Below are 14,507 nucleotides of genomic sequence, written 5' to 3'. Positions count from 1 at the left end.
GTATCCGCCGTCAGGTCCAGCTTGGCGCGCGTGCCGCCATCCTGCTCACCGAAAACGAGCAGAACCTGCTGCGCCGCCAGTCCTTGCTGGTGGCCGCAGAGCGCGATCTTGCCAACGCCGCCCAGCGGTTGTCGCTGTTCTGGCGTGACGGCGACGGCAGGCCGCTTGTCGCGACCCCGGCAGACCTGCCGGCGAACCTGCCGATGATCCCTGCGGCGCGGGCGACCGATCCGGCGGCCATTCTGGCGCGCCGCCCCGATATCAGACTGATCGAGCAACGGCTGGAGCAGGGCGAAACCCGGCTCGAGCTGGAGCGGAACCGCCTGCTGCCGTCGCTCAGACTGTTCGCCGAGGCAGGCAAGGACTTTGGCGAGCAGGGCCTGGGTGGGCGATCGCGCGATCCGTTCGAGACTATCGTCGGCTTCACGTTCTCGATGCCGCTGCAGAACCGAACGGCCAGGGGCCAGGTCGAAGCTGCAGAGGCGAGCATCACCGCGCTGGAATGGCGGCGGCGCCAGAGCGAAGAGCAGATCATCACCGAGATCGAACAGCTGTCCACCAACCTCACCGCCGCCGAGCGGCTTGCCGTATTGGCCCGCGACGAGGAGGTTCAGGCAGAAAGGCTGGCGGCCGGCGAGCGCAGGCTGTTCCAGGCAGGCGCCAGCGACTTCTTCCTCGTCAACCTGCGCGAAGACGCGGCGGCCAATGCCGCGATCCGCAGGCTGGATGCCGAATTTCGCCTCGCACAGGCGCGCGCCGATCTTGTGGCGGTCGCAGCCGATCTCGACGCGCTGCAGCTGGGCGACGCGTTCGCCGATGGGATTCAGCCCTAGCCGGAAGTGTTGCGATGGCAGTCTTTGGGTGATGGGGCGGGGCTGGTGATCTCGCGCGATAGTCGGGTGACGCACCGGAGGCTCAAGCTGCGACCTCGGCAAACCGGTGCGCCACCCTGTCCGCAGCCTTGGGGTGTCCGTTCAAGCTGCGGAATCAGGCGAGCAGATGTGGGCGGGAGCGGTTCGGGGAGGACCGTTCCATCCGCTCGGGATGATGTAAGTATGGCACAAAGTATCATTGTTACCATTTGAAAGACCGACCCCTCCCCGATAGTAAACGTCTATCGTCTCGAAGGAACCGCCCATGCCCAGCCTGCGCCAGTTGCAGTATCTCGTTGCCCTGGACGATCACCGCCATTTCGGCAGGGCGGCGTTCGCGGTGCACGTCTCGCAGCCAACGCTCAGCCAGCAGCTGCGCACCCTTGAGGCGAGGCTGGAGGCATCCTTGATCGACCGCAGCGGACCAGACGTGCAGCTGACCCCGCTGGGGCGCGACATCGCGTCGCGCGCGCGGGACATTCTGGTGCAGGTGCGCGATCTGTCCGATCTCGCCCGGCGTGCCGGCAAGGGCATCGGCGGCACGCTGCGGTTCGGGATCACGCCGACGCTTGGCCCCTATCTGATGCCCGCGATCGTTGCTGGACTGCACCGCCAGCAGCCCGATCTGCGCCTGCACATCCGCGAAGGCATTCCCGACGATCAGGTGCGCGAGGTGATGCGCGGCGCGCTCGACATGATGCTCGCCCCGATGCCGATCGATGCCAGCGGAATCGTCATCGAACCGCTGTTCAGCGAGCGCCTTTTCGTCATTGCGCCGCCGGACCACCCGCTTGCCGGGCAGAAGAATATCCCCCCGGGCGCGCTCAAGGGCGCCGGGTTCCTGACGTTGGACCGGCGGCACCATTATCACCGGCAGACGCGCGATATCTGCGATCGGCTCGGCGCGCACATTCTGCACGATTACGAAGGGACCAGTCTGGACAGCATACGCCAGATGGTGGGGTCAGGCATCGGGCTTGCGCTGCTGCCGGAACGCTACATGTCGAGCGAGACCCACAGCGCAGAGGTTGTCGCGACGCTCGACATCGCAGGCTGGAACGCGCGCCGTTCGATCGCCGCGATCTGGCGCACCGGGGCTGCCTTTGGCGATGGCTTTCGCGCGATCGCCGATTTCATCCGCGACTATGTCGGCGATGACGCCAGCTGACCAGCGGGCTGGCCCATTTCGCCACTTGTCAGCCGGAATGGCGGCTGCGGCTCGCCAACGACGTCTGGGCTGCCTCGATCTTTCCCACCTGCCACATCAGGTTGTAGATCAAGGTCCGTGCATCCTCGGCCAGCATCTCGCACGATTGCCGGTCAAAGGCCGCGCGGTTGCCGCGCATGGCCGCCCGCAGCATCGCCACGAACATCGTCTCATCGGGCGACAGCCGCCCGCAGCACGGACGCGAGACGCAAAACGGCTCGGGCCAGGCCTGCCCTATCGCCTCGAGGATGAGCGAGAGCTGGTTCGACAGCAGCGCGCTGCCGAGCCGCTCGGCGACATGTGGAGCCGGGTCAGCACCAGATTTGTGCGCAAAAATCGCTATCCGCGTCGCGACCACCAACCGCGCTTCGAAAAGGGTTGCCGACCCGAGATCAGCAGGCTGGTTGAGCATGTCGCGCCACCAATAGGTCATGGTCGGCATTCCTCCATATCACCGGCACCACCCGATCGCGCTGCCTGCCAGACAATTATTGCGAATAGATCGCATTAGCAAGTGAAATGCGCAAAATGCATTTTTTCGTCGCACAGGCATTGAACTGCCGGGTCATCTCCCCTAGATTGAAGGTGTCGGGATGCTTCCCCCCCTTTCGCGTCCCGACAGGTGCACTTGTGCACCTCCTCCCTGAACCTTGGCCGCCTCGTGATCCGTCACGAGGCGGTTTTTTCTTGGGAGTGCCGCGCGCGGGGAGCGACGGGGCTATTCGGCGGCGATGGCGACGTCGGCCGAATCGCGCAGCATATCGTCTGCCAATGTCCGTACCAGATGGCATACGGCGTCGCGGGTGTGTTCCATACCCTCCCCCGGCTGGCTGAGCGCATCGTCGAGGTACAGGCTGCGGTCGACTTCGATCTGCAAGGCGTGCACATCGCGCGTCGGTCGGCCATGGCGCTCGAGCACATAGCCGCCGGCATAAGGATGGTTGAGCGCCACCTCGAAGCCGCGCTGGGTCAGCGTGCGCACCGCCAGATCGCACAGGCTTGCACCCGCAGAGCGGCCATAGCGGTCCCCCACCACGATCCGTGCAACCGGTGCGGAGCCTTCAGGCTTGAGCGGCGGCATCGAATGCAGATCGACCAGCAACGCGCAGCCAAACCGTGCCCGCAGTGCGGCCAGCGCGTCGGCCAGCGCCTGATGATAGGGATCGTGCATCTGGCTGACCCGCAGCGCGATCGACTCGCGGGTCCAGGGACGGCGCCACAGCTCGCCATGATCGGCAAGACGCCGCGGGACAAGACCCAGACCGCCGCGCACCTTGGCGCTTGGCTGGGCAAAGGCAGTGCGCGGGGCATTGCTCACCATGTGCGGATCGATTTCACTGGGCGCCCGGTTGAGGTCGACCCAGGCCCGCGCGGCGTGGGCTATCAAGGTGGCGCATCCCGATGCTGCGATGCCACTGGCCAGCAGATCGACATGGCGATCTTCCAGCCGTTCGAGCACGTGCGGCGCGACCCGCGCATTGAAGACGGTTTCGTCGGGATAATCTCGTCCGGCATGGGGGACCGCGACCAGCACCGGCAGACGCGCTTCTGCCAGACCCTGCAGGCTGAACAGGCGGCTCCGAAGCGCTTTGTCGGCGGATGGAATGTCCATGGACACCAGCCATGCGGCAAACCGGCCCGGCTGTCAAAGCCGGTGAACGCGCAGCCATGGGGAGGTCCAAAGGTGTCCGGCCCGTGCCGCGGGGCTGTCCAACATCGGGGCATTGCGCGAAATGGTCTATGGGATGCTGGAAAATCTTAACCGCATCCGTCATAAGAAGGTGCGCACACCGGGCAGAGGATTGAGGCGATGTTACGCATATTGCTGGCAGAAGATGATGCGGCGATGCGCGCCTACCTTCAACGCGCGCTCGAAAAGGCGGATTATTCCGTCGTGGCGGTGGATCGCGGCACTGCGGCGCTGCCGCTGCTGCAGGCCGACCATTTCGATCTGCTGCTGACCGATATCGTCATGCCCGAAATGGACGGGATCGAACTTGCCCAGCATTGCGGCAGGCTCTCTCCCGCCACCAAGGTGATGTTCATCACCGGGTTTGCTGCGGTCACGCTCAAGGCCGAGCAGGCCGCGCCCAGCGCCCGCGTGCTCTCGAAGCCGTTTCATCTCAAGGATCTGGTGCTCGAGGTCGACCGCGTTTTCGCCCGCGGCACGTTCGCGCAGAGCCTTTGACAGCACTTCGGCAGTTTTTGGTTCATTTACCGCTTGCGCAGCGCGCGACCTCTTTGTAATGGACCGCCCTTGCCTGCGCCTTGGTGCGGGCAGGTACCACCGGTGGGGCGTATAGCTCAGTGGTAGAGCACTGTGTTGACATCGCAGGGGTCGCAAGTTCAATCCTTGCTACGCCCACCATTAAAAAACCCGCTGAACCATCAGGTTCGCGGGTTTTTTTGCGTCCAGAGCGGTTGGTGGAAACACCAGGCATGATCCATCGCTCGCTTCGCAAGGGCGATTGGCTGCTTCTGCGGCGCAAACATGTTATGGCGGCGGCAATGATCCCCGCTTCTGCCCCTCAGATCACCGATGCCGTGCGGCGCAACATGGCGCTGCTGATTCAGCTGCGCTGGCTGGCGGTGGGCGGGCAGCTGCTGACCATCCTGGTCGTGCACGGCGCGATGGAAATCCCACTGCCGCTCGCCCCCTTGCTCGCTGCGATCGGCCTGCTGGTCGTCATCAACCTCGTGACGCAATTCATCCTGCAGCGGCGAGTCGCCGGGCTGGAATACGCGCTATTCGCCGCCTTGCTGTTCGATATCGCCGCGCTCACCTGGCAACTGCATTTCACCGGCGGGCTCGCCAATCCGTTTGCGGCATTGTTCCTGCTGCAGGTGGTGATCGGCGCGATGCTGCTGCGGCCGTCGGCGTCGTGGACGATGGTGGCGGCGACGCTGCTCGCACTGGCGATTCTTGCGGCTGATTCGGTGCCGCTCGACCTGCCACCCGATCTTCAGGACGACGAGTTCAGCCTGTATCTGCAGGGCAGCTTTGTGTGCTTCGGGCTGATCGCGGTGCTGCTCGTCGCCTTCGTCACCCGCATCGCCCGGAACCTGCGCGACCGCGATGCCGCGCTTGCCGCGATCCGCCAGCGCGCGGCAGAGGAGGACCATATCGTGCGCATGGGCCTGCTCGCCTCGGGCGCGGCGCACGAACTGGGCACTCCGCTCGCAACGCTTTCGGTGCTGGTCAACGACCTGCGCGCGATGCCCGAACTCAAGGTGGTGAACGATCTCGAAGCCGACCTTGCCGACATGGAAATCGCGGTGCGCCGTTGCAAGACGATCGTCAGCGGCATCCTGATGTCCGCCGGCGAGGCGCGCGGCGAGGCGCCGCAACGCACCACGATGCGCGCCTTCCTGACCGATATTGCCGAAGAATGGCGCGAGGCGCGCGGGCTCGAAACGCTCGAATTCCACGACCGCTTCGGCGCGGATATCGCGATAGTCTCCGACCCGGCGCTGCGACAGGTGATCGGCAACGTCATCGACAACGCGATCGACGTTTCGCCGCAATGGGTCGGCATCGAGGCGGTGCGCGACGGCGATGCACTGGCGTTGAGCGTCATCGACCGAGGGCCGGGCTTTTCCGACGAAATTCTCGCCAGCCTTGGGCAGCCCTACCGCTCCACCAAGGGCCGTCCGGGCGGCGGGCTGGGGTTGTTCCTGCTGGTCAACGTCATGCGCAAGCTGGGCGGCGAAGTGCGCGCGGGCAACCGCGACGGCAGCGGCGCCAAAGTCACCATATTTCTGCCGCTGGCAGCCATCGCCCATCCAACCGGAGGACCGAAATGACCGACGCGCGCCACCTGCTGATCGTCGAGGACGACGAGGCGCTGGCCCGCACTCTCAGGCGGTCGTTCGAACGGCGCGGATACGTGGTCCAATCGGCTTCCAGCTTCGACGGGCTGCGCGACCTGCTGGCCGATGGGCTGGTCCCCACGCATGCCGTGCTCGATCTCAAGCTTGCAGGAAGCGTGTCTGGCCTGTCCTGCGTGCAGGCCGTCCGCGCCGCAGCACCCGATGCGCGGATCGTGGTACTCACCGGGTTTGCCAGCATCGCCACCGCGGTCGAGGCGATCAAGCTTGGTGCCGACCATTATCTCGCCAAGCCATCCAACACCGACGATATCGAGGCCGCTTTTGCCCGCACGCAAGGCGATGCCGGAGCTTCGGTCGACGCGCGGCAATCGTCGATCAAGACCGTGGAGTGGGAGCATATTCACCAGACCCTGGTCGATACCGATTTCAACGTGTCGGAAACCGCGCGCAGGCTGGGGATGCACCGGCGTACGCTCGCGCGCAAACTCGAGAAGCGGCAGCTCAAATAGCCATCGGATCTGCGGCATCATCATCGCGGCAATGCCATTGCCAAGTCAATTTTACGGTGGATTTGGGTCGCAATCTCTGGTCTTAATCGCGCGATGAATTTGGCCGAAACCCTCGCTTCGCTTGTCCCTGCCGACAATGGCTGGACCGTTTCCATCCCGTCCGACTGGATGCAGGGGCGCACCGCTTATGGTGGGCTTTCCTCGGCATTGGCGCACCACGCCGCCCGGCTGGCGGTGCCCGATGCGCCGCCGCTGCGGTCTGCGCAGGTTGCTTTTGTCGGCCCGCTGGCCGGCGAAGTCTCGATCAGCTGCGATCTGCTGCGCCGCGGCCGCAACACCGCCTTTGTCGAAGCCAAGATCCGCAGCGCCGAGGGGTTGGGCTTCATCGGCACCTTCATCTTCATGAGCAAGCGCGAGAGCAAGATCGAGTTCGAGGGCGTCCACCGCCCCGATGTCGCCCCTCCCCCCGCCGACGGATCGACCCGCAGCGGCCCGCCCGAATTCTTCACCTCGCAGATGGAATATCCCGAAAAGCGGCTTGAGCTAGGCATGAACACGCCCAGGCTTGCCAGCTGGCACCGCTTTGCCGAGCGCGACGGGCTCGACGCCATGACCGAATTGCTGTGCATCGGTGACGGGCTGCCGCCATCGGCGATGGGCTTGATGGACATCGCCGGACCGATCAGTTCCATGAACTGGCAGGTCAACATGCTGACCGATGCACCGGAAACGGATAACGGCTGGTGGCTGCTCGAATCGGTGACGCATCACGCGCATCACGGAGCATCGAGCCAGTACATGACCGTTTGGAACAGCAGATTGGAACCCGTGATGGCCGCGATGCAGAGCGTGGCATTGTTCGTATAGAAACATCTGCCCCACCCTTCCCCGCATTCCCGAGCGAAGTCGAGGGACGCGCGCGTTAACCTCAGCGCATACGTCCCTCGACTTCGCTCGGGAACTCGGCAAGTTAGTTGCAAACAGGCTTAGGAGAGACGCCCATGAAGACCCGGATCACAGAGCTTTTTGGCATCCAGCACCCGATCATCCAGGGCGGCATGCATTATGTCGGATTTGCCGAGCTTGCCGCGGCCGTCTCGAACGCGGGCGGTCTGGGCATCATCACCGGCCTCACTCAGAAGACCCCCGAGTTGCTCGATGCCGAGATCAAGAAGTGCAAGGCGCTGACCGACAAGCCGTTCGGCGTGAACCTCACCTTCCTGCCCGTGCTGACCGCGCCCGATTATCCCGGCTATGTCCGCGTGATCATCGAGAACGGAGTCAAGGCGGTCGAGACTGCCGGCAACAATCCGCAATCGGTGCTGCCCTATCTCAAGGAAGCGGGCATCAAGGTCATCCACAAGTGCACCAGCGTGCGTCATGCGCTGAAAGCACAGTCGATCGGCTGCGATGCGGTGTCGGTCGATGGCTTTGAATGCGGCGGGCATCCGGGCGAGGACGATGTGCCCAACATGATCCTGCTGCCCCGCGCCGCCGATGAGCTCGACATTCCGTTCGTGGCTTCGGGCGGCCAGGCCGATGCGCGCTCATTGGTCGCGTCGCTCGCAATGGGCGCGGACGGCATCAACATGGGCACCCGCTTCATCGCCACGCAAGAAGCGCCGGTGCACGAGAACGTCAAGCAGGCGATCGTCGCCGCATCCGAGCTCGACACCCGGTTGGTCATGCGCCCGCTGCGCAATACCGAGCGCGTGATGACCAACGATGCGGTCGAAAAACTGCTGGTGATCGAACGCGAAAAGGGCGCGGACCTGCAGTTCACCGACATCATCGAGCAGGTCGCGGGCGTCTATCCGCGGATCATGATGGAAGGCGACATGGATGCCGGCGCCTGGAGCTGCGGCATGGTCGCCGGGCTGATCCACGACATTCCGACCTGCAAGGAGCTGATCGACCGGATCATGAGTGAGGCGGAGCGGATCATTCGCGGTCGGCTCGAAGGCATGCTGGCGGGTTGAGCGGCCGCCGAGCTCTTGCCTGCAACCAAGCTGCTTCCCTGCGAAGGCAGGGATCCATCTCCTGCCCTCGCATCCAGCGCAACCTGCAGGAGATGGGCCCCTGCCTGCGCAGGGGACCAAATTAGATAGCGAACCCTAAAGCCCTCCCCCTTGATGGGGGAGGGTTGGGTGGGGGTGATCTCTCCGGATTGTGCTGCGGTTGAATCACTGCACAGTCGTCACCCAGACGCACCATCACCCTCACCGCTGCGACTAGGCAGTCCTTCGACAAGCTCAGGACTGCCAAGTCTCGCTGCCTCTCCCATCAAGGGAGAGGTGCAGGTTGCGGGAAGGAGAGGCTTTAGCGCGTCAGCTTTTTATAGCTCATCCGCGTCGGACGGTCGGCTTCGTCGCCGAGGCGGCGGCGCTTGTCTTCTTCGTAGCTTTCGAAATTGCCCTCGAACCATTCGACATGGCTGTTGCCCTCGAACGCCAGGATGTGCGTGCACAACCGGTCGAGGAAGAAGCGGTCATGGCTGATGACCACCGCGCACCCTGCGAAGCTTTCGAGCGCCTCTTCGAGCGCGCGCAGCGTTTCGACGTCGAGATCGTTGGTCGGTTCATCGAGCAGCAGCACGTTGCCGCCCTCTTTGAGCATCTTGGCCATGTGGACGCGGTTGCGTTCACCGCCCGAGAGCTGGCCGACCTTCTTCTGCTGGTCCTGACCCTTGAAGTTGAACGCACCGACATAGGCGCGGGTCGGCACATCGTGCTTGCCGAGCTTGAAGAAATCGAGCCCGTCGGAAATTTCTTCCCAGACGTTGCGGTTGGGGTCGAGGTCGTCGCGGCTCTGGTCGACATAGCCGAGCTTGACCGTATCGCCGATCGCGATCGTCCCGCTGTCGGGCTCTTCCTTGCCGGTGATCAGTTTGAACAAGGTGGATTTACCCGCGCCGTTGGCACCGATCACACCCACGATGCCGCCCGGCGGCAGCATGAACGACAGGTTCTCGAACAGCAGTTTGTCGCCATAGGCCTTGGTCAGCCCGTGTGCTTCGATCACCTTGCCGCCGAGGCGCGCAGGCGTCTGGATGACGATCTGCGCCTTGCCGGGGCTGCGGTTTTCCTGCGCCTCGACCAGTTCGTCGAACGCACGGATACGTGCCTTGGACTTGGTCTGCCGCGCCTTGGGAGTCTGCCGAATCCACGCCAGCTCGTCCTGGATCGCCTTCTGGCGGCCCTCGTCCTCACGCGATTCCTGCTCGAGCCGCTTGGCTTTCTTGTCGAGATAGGTCGAGTAATTGCCTTCGTAGACGAAGTATTTTCCGCGATCGAGCTCGAGGATCCAGTTGACCACGTTGTCGAGGAAATAGCGGTCATGGGTGACGAGAATGACGTTGCCCGGATAATCGACGAGATGCTTTTCCAGCCACGAGACGCTTTCGGCATCGAGGTGGTTGGTGGGCTCGTCGAGCAGCAGGATGCCCGGCTTTTCGAGCAGCAGGCGGCACAGCGCCACGCGGCGCTTTTCACCACCCGACAGGTTGGTGACGTCAGCATCGCCAGGCGGGCAGCGCAGCGCTTCCATCGCGATCTCGAGCTGGTTGTCGAGCGTCCAGCCATCGACCGCATCGATCTTTTCCTGCAGCGTGCCCATCTCTTCCATCAGCGCGTCGAAGTCCGCGTCTTCGGGCGGGTCGGCCATCAGGTTGCTGATCTCGTCGAAGCGTTCGACCAGATCGGCGACGGGGCGCACTCCGTCCATCACGTTCTGCTTGACCGTCTTGGTCGGGTCGAGTTCGGGCTCCTGCGCAAGATAACCGACGGTCACGCCTTCGCCCGCCCAGGCTTCGCCGACATAGTCCTTGTCGAGCCCCGCCATCACCTTCATCAGCGTCGACTTGCCCGACCCGTTGGGGCCGACGATACCGATCTTGGCGTCGGGATAGAATTGCAGGTGGATGCCATTGAGCACCGGCTTGTTGGCACCGGGGAAGGTCTTGGTCAGACCCTTCATGACATAGGAATATTGTGCGGCCATGCGAAAAGCGCCTTGTACGAGATAAGGGAGTTGCCCCGCTCCCTAGCGATGGCGCGGGCAGCGGGCAAGATGGCATTGGCAAAGCCCGATCAGCCGGTTAAGCGTTTGCGCCATGAGAACACGCATTATGCTGGCCGTCGCCGCACTCGCCCTGCCCTTCCCGCTGCTCGCCCAGAACGGCATGGCCCACGATCCCGCCGCGCTCCAGCAGAAGGCGCTGGGTGATGATACCGCGTACGGCATCGTCGAGGACCTGACCACCGAGATCGGCCCGAGGCTGGCAGGCACCGACCGCGAGGCTGCGGCGCGCGATTGGGCGGTTGCTCGGCTCAAGGCGATGGGCTTTGCCAATGTGCGGGTCGAACCGTTCGCGATGCAGACCTGGGTCCGCGGGATCGAAACCGCCGAGGTCACGGCACCCTATACCGGCGCCATGCACATCAGCGCGCTGGGCAACTCGGCGAGCACCGGGCCGCGCGGGCTCGAGGCGGAGATCGTCTATTTCGCCACGATGGCCGATCTTGACGCTGCTCCCGACGGCAGTCTCAAGGGCAAGATCGCCTTCGTCAGCCACAAGATGACGCGCACCCAGACCGGGGCGAGCTATGGCCAGTTTGGCGACGTTCGCCGCCGTGGCCCGAACATCGCGGCGCAAAAGGGCGCAGCGGCGATCGTGATCCGCTCGGTCGGCACCGACTATCACCGCAACCCGCACACCGGCGGCACCAATTTCGCAAATGGCGTCAGCCCGATCCCTGCCGCCGCGTTGTCGATCCCCGACGCCGAAAATCTCGAACGCATGATCCGCCGCGCCGCCCGTGACGGCAAGCCGGTGAAGATGAAGCTGGTGCTGACCCCGCGCCAGATCGGCACTACGCAATCGGGCAACGTCATCGCCGAGGTCCCCGGCAGCGACCCTGATGCCGGCATGATCCTGATCGGCGGCCATCTCGACAGCTGGGATCTGGGCACCGGCGCGATCGACGATGGCGCGGGCGTCGCGATCAGCGCGGCCGCCGCCAAGCTGGTGATGGACGCAGGCCAACCGAAGCGCACAATCCGCGTGGTGTGGTGGGGCGCCGAAGAAGTCGGGATCTTCGGCGGCAAGGCTTACGCTGAGAAACATGGCGCAGCAGGCCATGCGCTGGCGATGGAGTCGGATTTCGGCGCGGGTCGGATCTGGCAGGTCGATTTCCGCCTGCCCGACAGTGCAGCGGACATGCAGACCAGGATCGTCAACGCACTCGCCCCGATGGGAATCGGGCGCGGCCGGGGCGTCGCCAGCGGTGGCCCCGACCATGGCCCGATCGTCGCGCTGGGCGTCAACGCGATCGATCTGCAGCAGGATGGCACCGACTATTTCGATCTGCACCACACCCCCGACGACACGCTCGACAAGATCGATCCGCAGCTGCTGCGCCAGAATGTCGCCGCCTGGGCGACGGTGCTGGGGATCGTCGCGAACGATCCGACGGATTTGCTGCCGAAGGCGAAGGTGGCGGAGTAATCTGTTCTCGTCATTCCCGCGAAAGCGGGAATCCCGCTATGCGCAACTCAAGCGCCAAAGCGGGACCCCCGCGTGCGCGGGGGTGACGACAAATGGATTTCAGATTTCCCCCCGATACACCTTGCGACAATATTTCTTGAAAATGAGCGGCGCATTCGCAACCCGTTCACATAACGGGGCGTAAACCTGAACATGTCCAGAGCGGTTCCCCCACTCCGGCCAAGACAGGAGTTACGACCATGAAGATTTTTTCCAAGGCCTTGATCGGCACATTGATGCTGGCGACGACGCTGCCTGTCGCTGCCGTCCCCGCCTTCGCACAGTCGCGCGGCGAGGTTAACCGCTCTGAACGTCAGCTCACCCGCGAACAGCGCCAGCTGCAGGTTCAGCGCCAGCAGCTGCAGGATGCGCGCCGCACCGGTGATCGGCGTGATGTCCGCGACGAGCGCCGCGATGTGCGCGACCAGCGCCGCGACGTGCAGGAAGCCCGCCGCGAATACCGCCAGGATCTGCGCGACTATCAGCAGTATCGCGGCGCCAACCGCCAGGCGTTCCGTGGCCCTGCCTTCAACGCGAACTTCCGCTATCAGCAGTTCCGCCCCGGCGCGCGCATCGGACAGAACTTCTACGGCCAGCGCTATGTCGTGAACAACTATCGCAACTATCGCCTGCCCACCCCGGGCGCGCGGCAGGCGTGGGTACGCCACTATAACGACATGCTGCTCGTCAACACCCGCTCTGGAACGGTCATGCGCGTCATTCCCAATTTCTACTGGTAAGTCCTTTCGCCAGTAGGATGACCGCCCGCCCATCGCTTGCCCGAGCGGTGGGCGGGCCTAGTTCTGTCAGCCAGCTCTGGCAGCCAGGTCCATCAGGGCGCCCCGCCGCCCCAGATCTCGTCCTGCCGAACCCAGCCCGAGCGTCGGTCGATAGCGAACTCGCACCAGCCCGCATCGCAATCCCCCAGCATGCCCACGACACCCGGCTCTGCCCGCCACAACAGCCTGGCGCTGTCCTGTGGCGCCGACCGGATGGCGCTGACCCCACCCTTGACGATCGCGGTGCGTTTGCGGCTGAGCATGTTGGCGTGCATCCAGCCGGTCCAGCCATCGGGATCCTCGATCTGGCGCCACACGCCGTAACGCTTGACGACCTTGACCGGCAGGTTCTTGCGCTGGAACACCCATTCGATCTGATAGCTCGCCATCGGACCGGCGCGCGCGAATGCCTTGTCGCGCTGGATCGAGGCCCAATAGGGCGTCTCGACCTCCGCCTGGGCGACCGCCGCCGGCGCGAAGACGGCCGGTGCCGCCGCCAGCAAGCCGCCCAGCAGCAATCGTTTGAACAATGATCCCTGCATATTCGTGTCCCCAGCCCATCTGCCGATACCGCGATCGATCAGCGTGGCGCGTGCTGAATCGCTTACCGGAAAAAACGCCCCGCAAGCAAGTGCTGCAGCTTGACCTTTGGCAGCGTTGCGGCATAGCAAATCCATGGTCGCCAACCTCCCCTCCGAGCACTCCGCCCAGAAGCACGAACCCGGCGCACGCCCTCGCGTTATCGTTACCCGCAAGCTCGCGCCTTCGGTCGAAGCGCGGATGGGCGAGCTGTTCGATGTTGTCCTGAATGAGGACGATCACCCGTTCAGCCGCGAAGAACTCGCCACCGCGATGGCCGATTGCGACGCGCTGGTCCCGACCGTCACCGACGCACTCGATGCCGAGCTGATCGCAAGCGCGGGCGACCGGCTGAAGCTGCTCGCGAATTTCGGCGCCGGGGTCGATCATATCGACCTGAAGGCCGCCCGCGCGCGCGGCATCATCATCACCAACACCCCCGGCGTGTTCACCGACGACACCGCCGACATGACGATGGCGCTGATCCTCTCGGTGCCGCGCCGCCTTGCCGAGGGCGAAAAGCTCGTCCGTGCAGGCGAGTGGGAGGGCTGGAGCCCTTCGGGAATGCTGGGCCATCGCATCGGCGGCAAGCAATTGGGCATCGTCGGCATGGGACGCATCGGCCAGGCCGTGGCGCACCGCGCGCGCGGGTTCGGCATGGACGTGCGCTATCACAACCGCCGCCGCCTGCCCGAAAGCCTCGAACAGATGCTGGGCGCGAGTTTCGAGCCCGATCTCGACGCGCTGGTGGCGGGATCGGACATCATCACCCTGCATTGCCCGCGCAGCATCGAGACCCGCGGGCTGATCGATGCGCGGCGTATCGGCCTGATGAAATCGAGCGCCTATCTGATCAACACCGCGCGCGGCGAGATCGTCGACGAGGCCGCGCTGATCGATGCGCTCGAATCGGGCGCAATCGCGGGCGCCGGGCTCGACGTCTACACCCATGAACCACAGGTCGACCCGCGCCTGCTCGCGCTCAAAAATGTCGTGCTGCTGCCGCATGTCGGCAGCGCGACCTTCGAGGGCCGCAAGGTCGCAGGCGAAAAGGTCATCGCCAACATCCGCTTCTGGTTCGATGGCCACCGCCCGCCCGATCAGGTGCTCGAAGGCTGGATGTAACCGCGCGCTGCAAACGTTCCGACCAGCTGGTTACCGATCAGCGTTAATCGATTGTTTGCC

14 protein-coding genes and 1 tRNA gene are annotated in these 14,507 nt (G+C 64.3%); 11 read left to right on the top strand and 4 right to left on the bottom strand.

From position 1 onward, the window contains the following. Together ACK4R0_RS16745 and ACK4R0_RS16740 are read left to right on the top strand one after the other, a co-directional pair. On the top strand, window positions 1-833 hold an 833-nt coding region (locus ACK4R0_RS16745; RefSeq protein ID WP_409676715.1), incomplete at its 5' end, for a TolC family protein. Between the two features lie 304 nt (window positions 834-1,137). After that, window positions 1,138-2,040 (top strand): hydrogen peroxide-inducible genes activator, encoded by a 903-nt coding sequence (locus ACK4R0_RS16740; RefSeq protein WP_409676712.1) that lies wholly within the window; start codon window positions 1,138-1,140, stop codon window positions 2,038-2,040. A 28-nt stretch (window positions 2,041-2,068) separates the two neighbouring features. On the opposite strand, the gene ACK4R0_RS16735 is transcribed toward ACK4R0_RS16740, so the two are convergent. Next, on the bottom strand, window positions 2,069-2,512 hold the full coding sequence (locus ACK4R0_RS16735) for a hypothetical protein (RefSeq protein ID WP_409676709.1): 444 nt from the start codon (window positions 2,510-2,512) through the stop codon (window positions 2,069-2,071). 285 nt (window positions 2,513-2,797) lie between these two features. Beyond that, window positions 2,798-3,691 carry an N-formylglutamate amidohydrolase gene (locus ACK4R0_RS16730; protein ID WP_409676706.1) on the bottom strand — a complete coding sequence of 298 codons (894 nt, stop codon included), beginning with the start codon at window positions 3,689-3,691 and terminating at the stop codon, window positions 2,798-2,800. Between the two features lie 198 nt (window positions 3,692-3,889). Between ACK4R0_RS16730 and cpdR the strand changes: the two genes are divergently transcribed. From cpdR to ACK4R0_RS16700, 6 genes are all read left to right on the top strand, one after another. Beyond that, complete coding sequence (gene cpdR / locus ACK4R0_RS16725) at window positions 3,890-4,267, top strand: cell cycle two-component system response regulator CpdR (RefSeq protein WP_409676703.1); 378 nt, start codon at window positions 3,890-3,892, stop codon at window positions 4,265-4,267. 105 nt (window positions 4,268-4,372) lie between these two features. After that, window positions 4,373-4,447: transfer RNA gene (locus tag ACK4R0_RS16720), tRNA-Val, on the top strand. A 140-nt stretch (window positions 4,448-4,587) separates the two neighbouring features. After that, window positions 4,588-5,883 carry an ATP-binding protein gene (locus tag ACK4R0_RS16715; protein ID WP_409676700.1) on the top strand — a complete coding sequence of 432 codons (1,296 nt, stop codon included), beginning with the start codon at window positions 4,588-4,590 and terminating at the stop codon, window positions 5,881-5,883. Beyond that, a complete protein-coding gene (locus tag ACK4R0_RS16710) occupies window positions 5,880-6,419 on the top strand; it encodes a response regulator transcription factor (RefSeq protein WP_409676697.1) in 540 nt (179 codons plus the stop codon). The genes ACK4R0_RS16715 and ACK4R0_RS16710 overlap by 4 nt, the downstream gene beginning before the upstream one ends. Window positions 6,420-6,512: 93 nt before the next feature. Then, window positions 6,513-7,286 (top strand): thioesterase family protein, encoded by a 774-nt coding sequence (locus tag ACK4R0_RS16705; protein WP_409676694.1) that lies wholly within the window; start codon window positions 6,513-6,515, stop codon window positions 7,284-7,286. A 134-nt stretch (window positions 7,287-7,420) separates the two neighbouring features. Then, window positions 7,421-8,398 carry an NAD(P)H-dependent flavin oxidoreductase gene (locus ACK4R0_RS16700; protein ID WP_409676691.1) on the top strand — a complete coding sequence of 326 codons (978 nt, stop codon included), beginning with the start codon at window positions 7,421-7,423 and terminating at the stop codon, window positions 8,396-8,398. Window positions 8,399-8,738: 340 nt separating this feature from the next. Here the strand turns inward: ACK4R0_RS16700 and ettA are convergent, their stop codons facing one another. Continuing rightward, window positions 8,739-10,418, bottom strand: coding sequence for an energy-dependent translational throttle protein EttA (gene ettA / locus ACK4R0_RS16695; protein WP_409676688.1), 1,680 nt, complete (start codon window positions 10,416-10,418; stop codon window positions 8,739-8,741). Between the two features lie 112 nt (window positions 10,419-10,530). Here ettA and ACK4R0_RS16690 point away from each other — a divergent pair, with 112 nt between their 5' ends. Together ACK4R0_RS16690 and ACK4R0_RS16685 are read left to right on the top strand one after the other, a co-directional pair. Next, the gene (locus tag ACK4R0_RS16690) at window positions 10,531-11,925 is read left to right on the top strand and encodes a M20/M25/M40 family metallo-hydrolase (RefSeq protein WP_409676685.1); all 1,395 of its coding nucleotides are present in this window, start codon (window positions 10,531-10,533) and stop codon (window positions 11,923-11,925) included. 239 nt (window positions 11,926-12,164) lie between these two features. Continuing rightward, the gene (locus ACK4R0_RS16685; protein WP_409676683.1) at window positions 12,165-12,704 is read left to right on the top strand and encodes an RcnB family protein; all 540 of its coding nucleotides are present in this window, start codon (window positions 12,165-12,167) and stop codon (window positions 12,702-12,704) included. 92 nt (window positions 12,705-12,796) lie between these two features. Here ACK4R0_RS16685 and ACK4R0_RS16680 read toward each other — a convergent pair whose 3' ends face one another. After that, window positions 12,797-13,285 carry an SH3 domain-containing protein gene (locus tag ACK4R0_RS16680; RefSeq protein WP_409676680.1) on the bottom strand — a complete coding sequence of 163 codons (489 nt, stop codon included), beginning with the start codon at window positions 13,283-13,285 and terminating at the stop codon, window positions 12,797-12,799. Window positions 13,286-13,418: 133 nt separating this feature from the next. On the opposite strand from ACK4R0_RS16680, the gene ACK4R0_RS16675 reads away from it, so the two are divergent. Next, on the top strand, window positions 13,419-14,447 hold the full coding sequence (locus ACK4R0_RS16675) for a 2-hydroxyacid dehydrogenase (RefSeq protein WP_409676678.1): 1,029 nt from the start codon (window positions 13,419-13,421) through the stop codon (window positions 14,445-14,447). The last annotated feature ends 60 nt before the right edge of the window (window positions 14,448-14,507 follow it).

The organism is Blastomonas sp. (assembly GCF_046294995.1).
In the GTDB taxonomy this organism is placed as follows: domain Bacteria; phylum Pseudomonadota; class Alphaproteobacteria; order Sphingomonadales; family Sphingomonadaceae; genus Blastomonas.
The sequence above is the reverse complement of the archived record's forward strand: the minus strand, read 5'-3'. Positions and strand labels throughout refer to the sequence as shown.

Excerpts from the sequence above, each read along its gene's own strand:
- ACK4R0_RS16740 (WP_409676712.1), top strand. The coding sequence starts at position 1,138 with ATGCCCAGCCTGCGCCAGTTGCAGTATCTCGTTGCCCTGGACGATCAC.
- ACK4R0_RS16675 (WP_409676678.1), top strand. The coding sequence starts at position 13,419 with ATGGTCGCCAACCTCCCCTCCGAGCACTCCGCCCAGAAGCACGAACCC.
- ACK4R0_RS16690 (WP_409676685.1), top strand. The coding sequence starts at position 10,531 with ATGAGAACACGCATTATGCTGGCCGTCGCCGCACTCGCCCTGCCCTTC.
- ettA (WP_409676688.1), bottom strand. The coding sequence starts at position 10,418 with ATGGCCGCACAATATTCCTATGTCATGAAGGGTCTGACCAAGACCTTC.
- ACK4R0_RS16715 (WP_409676700.1), top strand. The coding sequence starts at position 4,588 with ATGATCCCCGCTTCTGCCCCTCAGATCACCGATGCCGTGCGGCGCAAC.
- ACK4R0_RS16705 (WP_409676694.1), top strand. The coding sequence starts at position 6,513 with ATGAATTTGGCCGAAACCCTCGCTTCGCTTGTCCCTGCCGACAATGGC.
- ACK4R0_RS16730 (WP_409676706.1), bottom strand. The coding sequence starts at position 3,691 with ATGGACATTCCATCCGCCGACAAAGCGCTTCGGAGCCGCCTGTTCAGC.
- ACK4R0_RS16735 (WP_409676709.1), bottom strand. The coding sequence starts at position 2,512 with ATGACCTATTGGTGGCGCGACATGCTCAACCAGCCTGCTGATCTCGGG.
- cpdR (WP_409676703.1), top strand. The coding sequence starts at position 3,890 with ATGTTACGCATATTGCTGGCAGAAGATGATGCGGCGATGCGCGCCTAC.
- ACK4R0_RS16710 (WP_409676697.1), top strand. The coding sequence starts at position 5,880 with ATGACCGACGCGCGCCACCTGCTGATCGTCGAGGACGACGAGGCGCTG.
- ACK4R0_RS16700 (WP_409676691.1), top strand. The coding sequence starts at position 7,421 with ATGAAGACCCGGATCACAGAGCTTTTTGGCATCCAGCACCCGATCATC.
- ACK4R0_RS16685 (WP_409676683.1), top strand. The coding sequence starts at position 12,165 with ATGAAGATTTTTTCCAAGGCCTTGATCGGCACATTGATGCTGGCGACG.
- ACK4R0_RS16680 (WP_409676680.1), bottom strand. The coding sequence starts at position 13,285 with ATGCAGGGATCATTGTTCAAACGATTGCTGCTGGGCGGCTTGCTGGCG.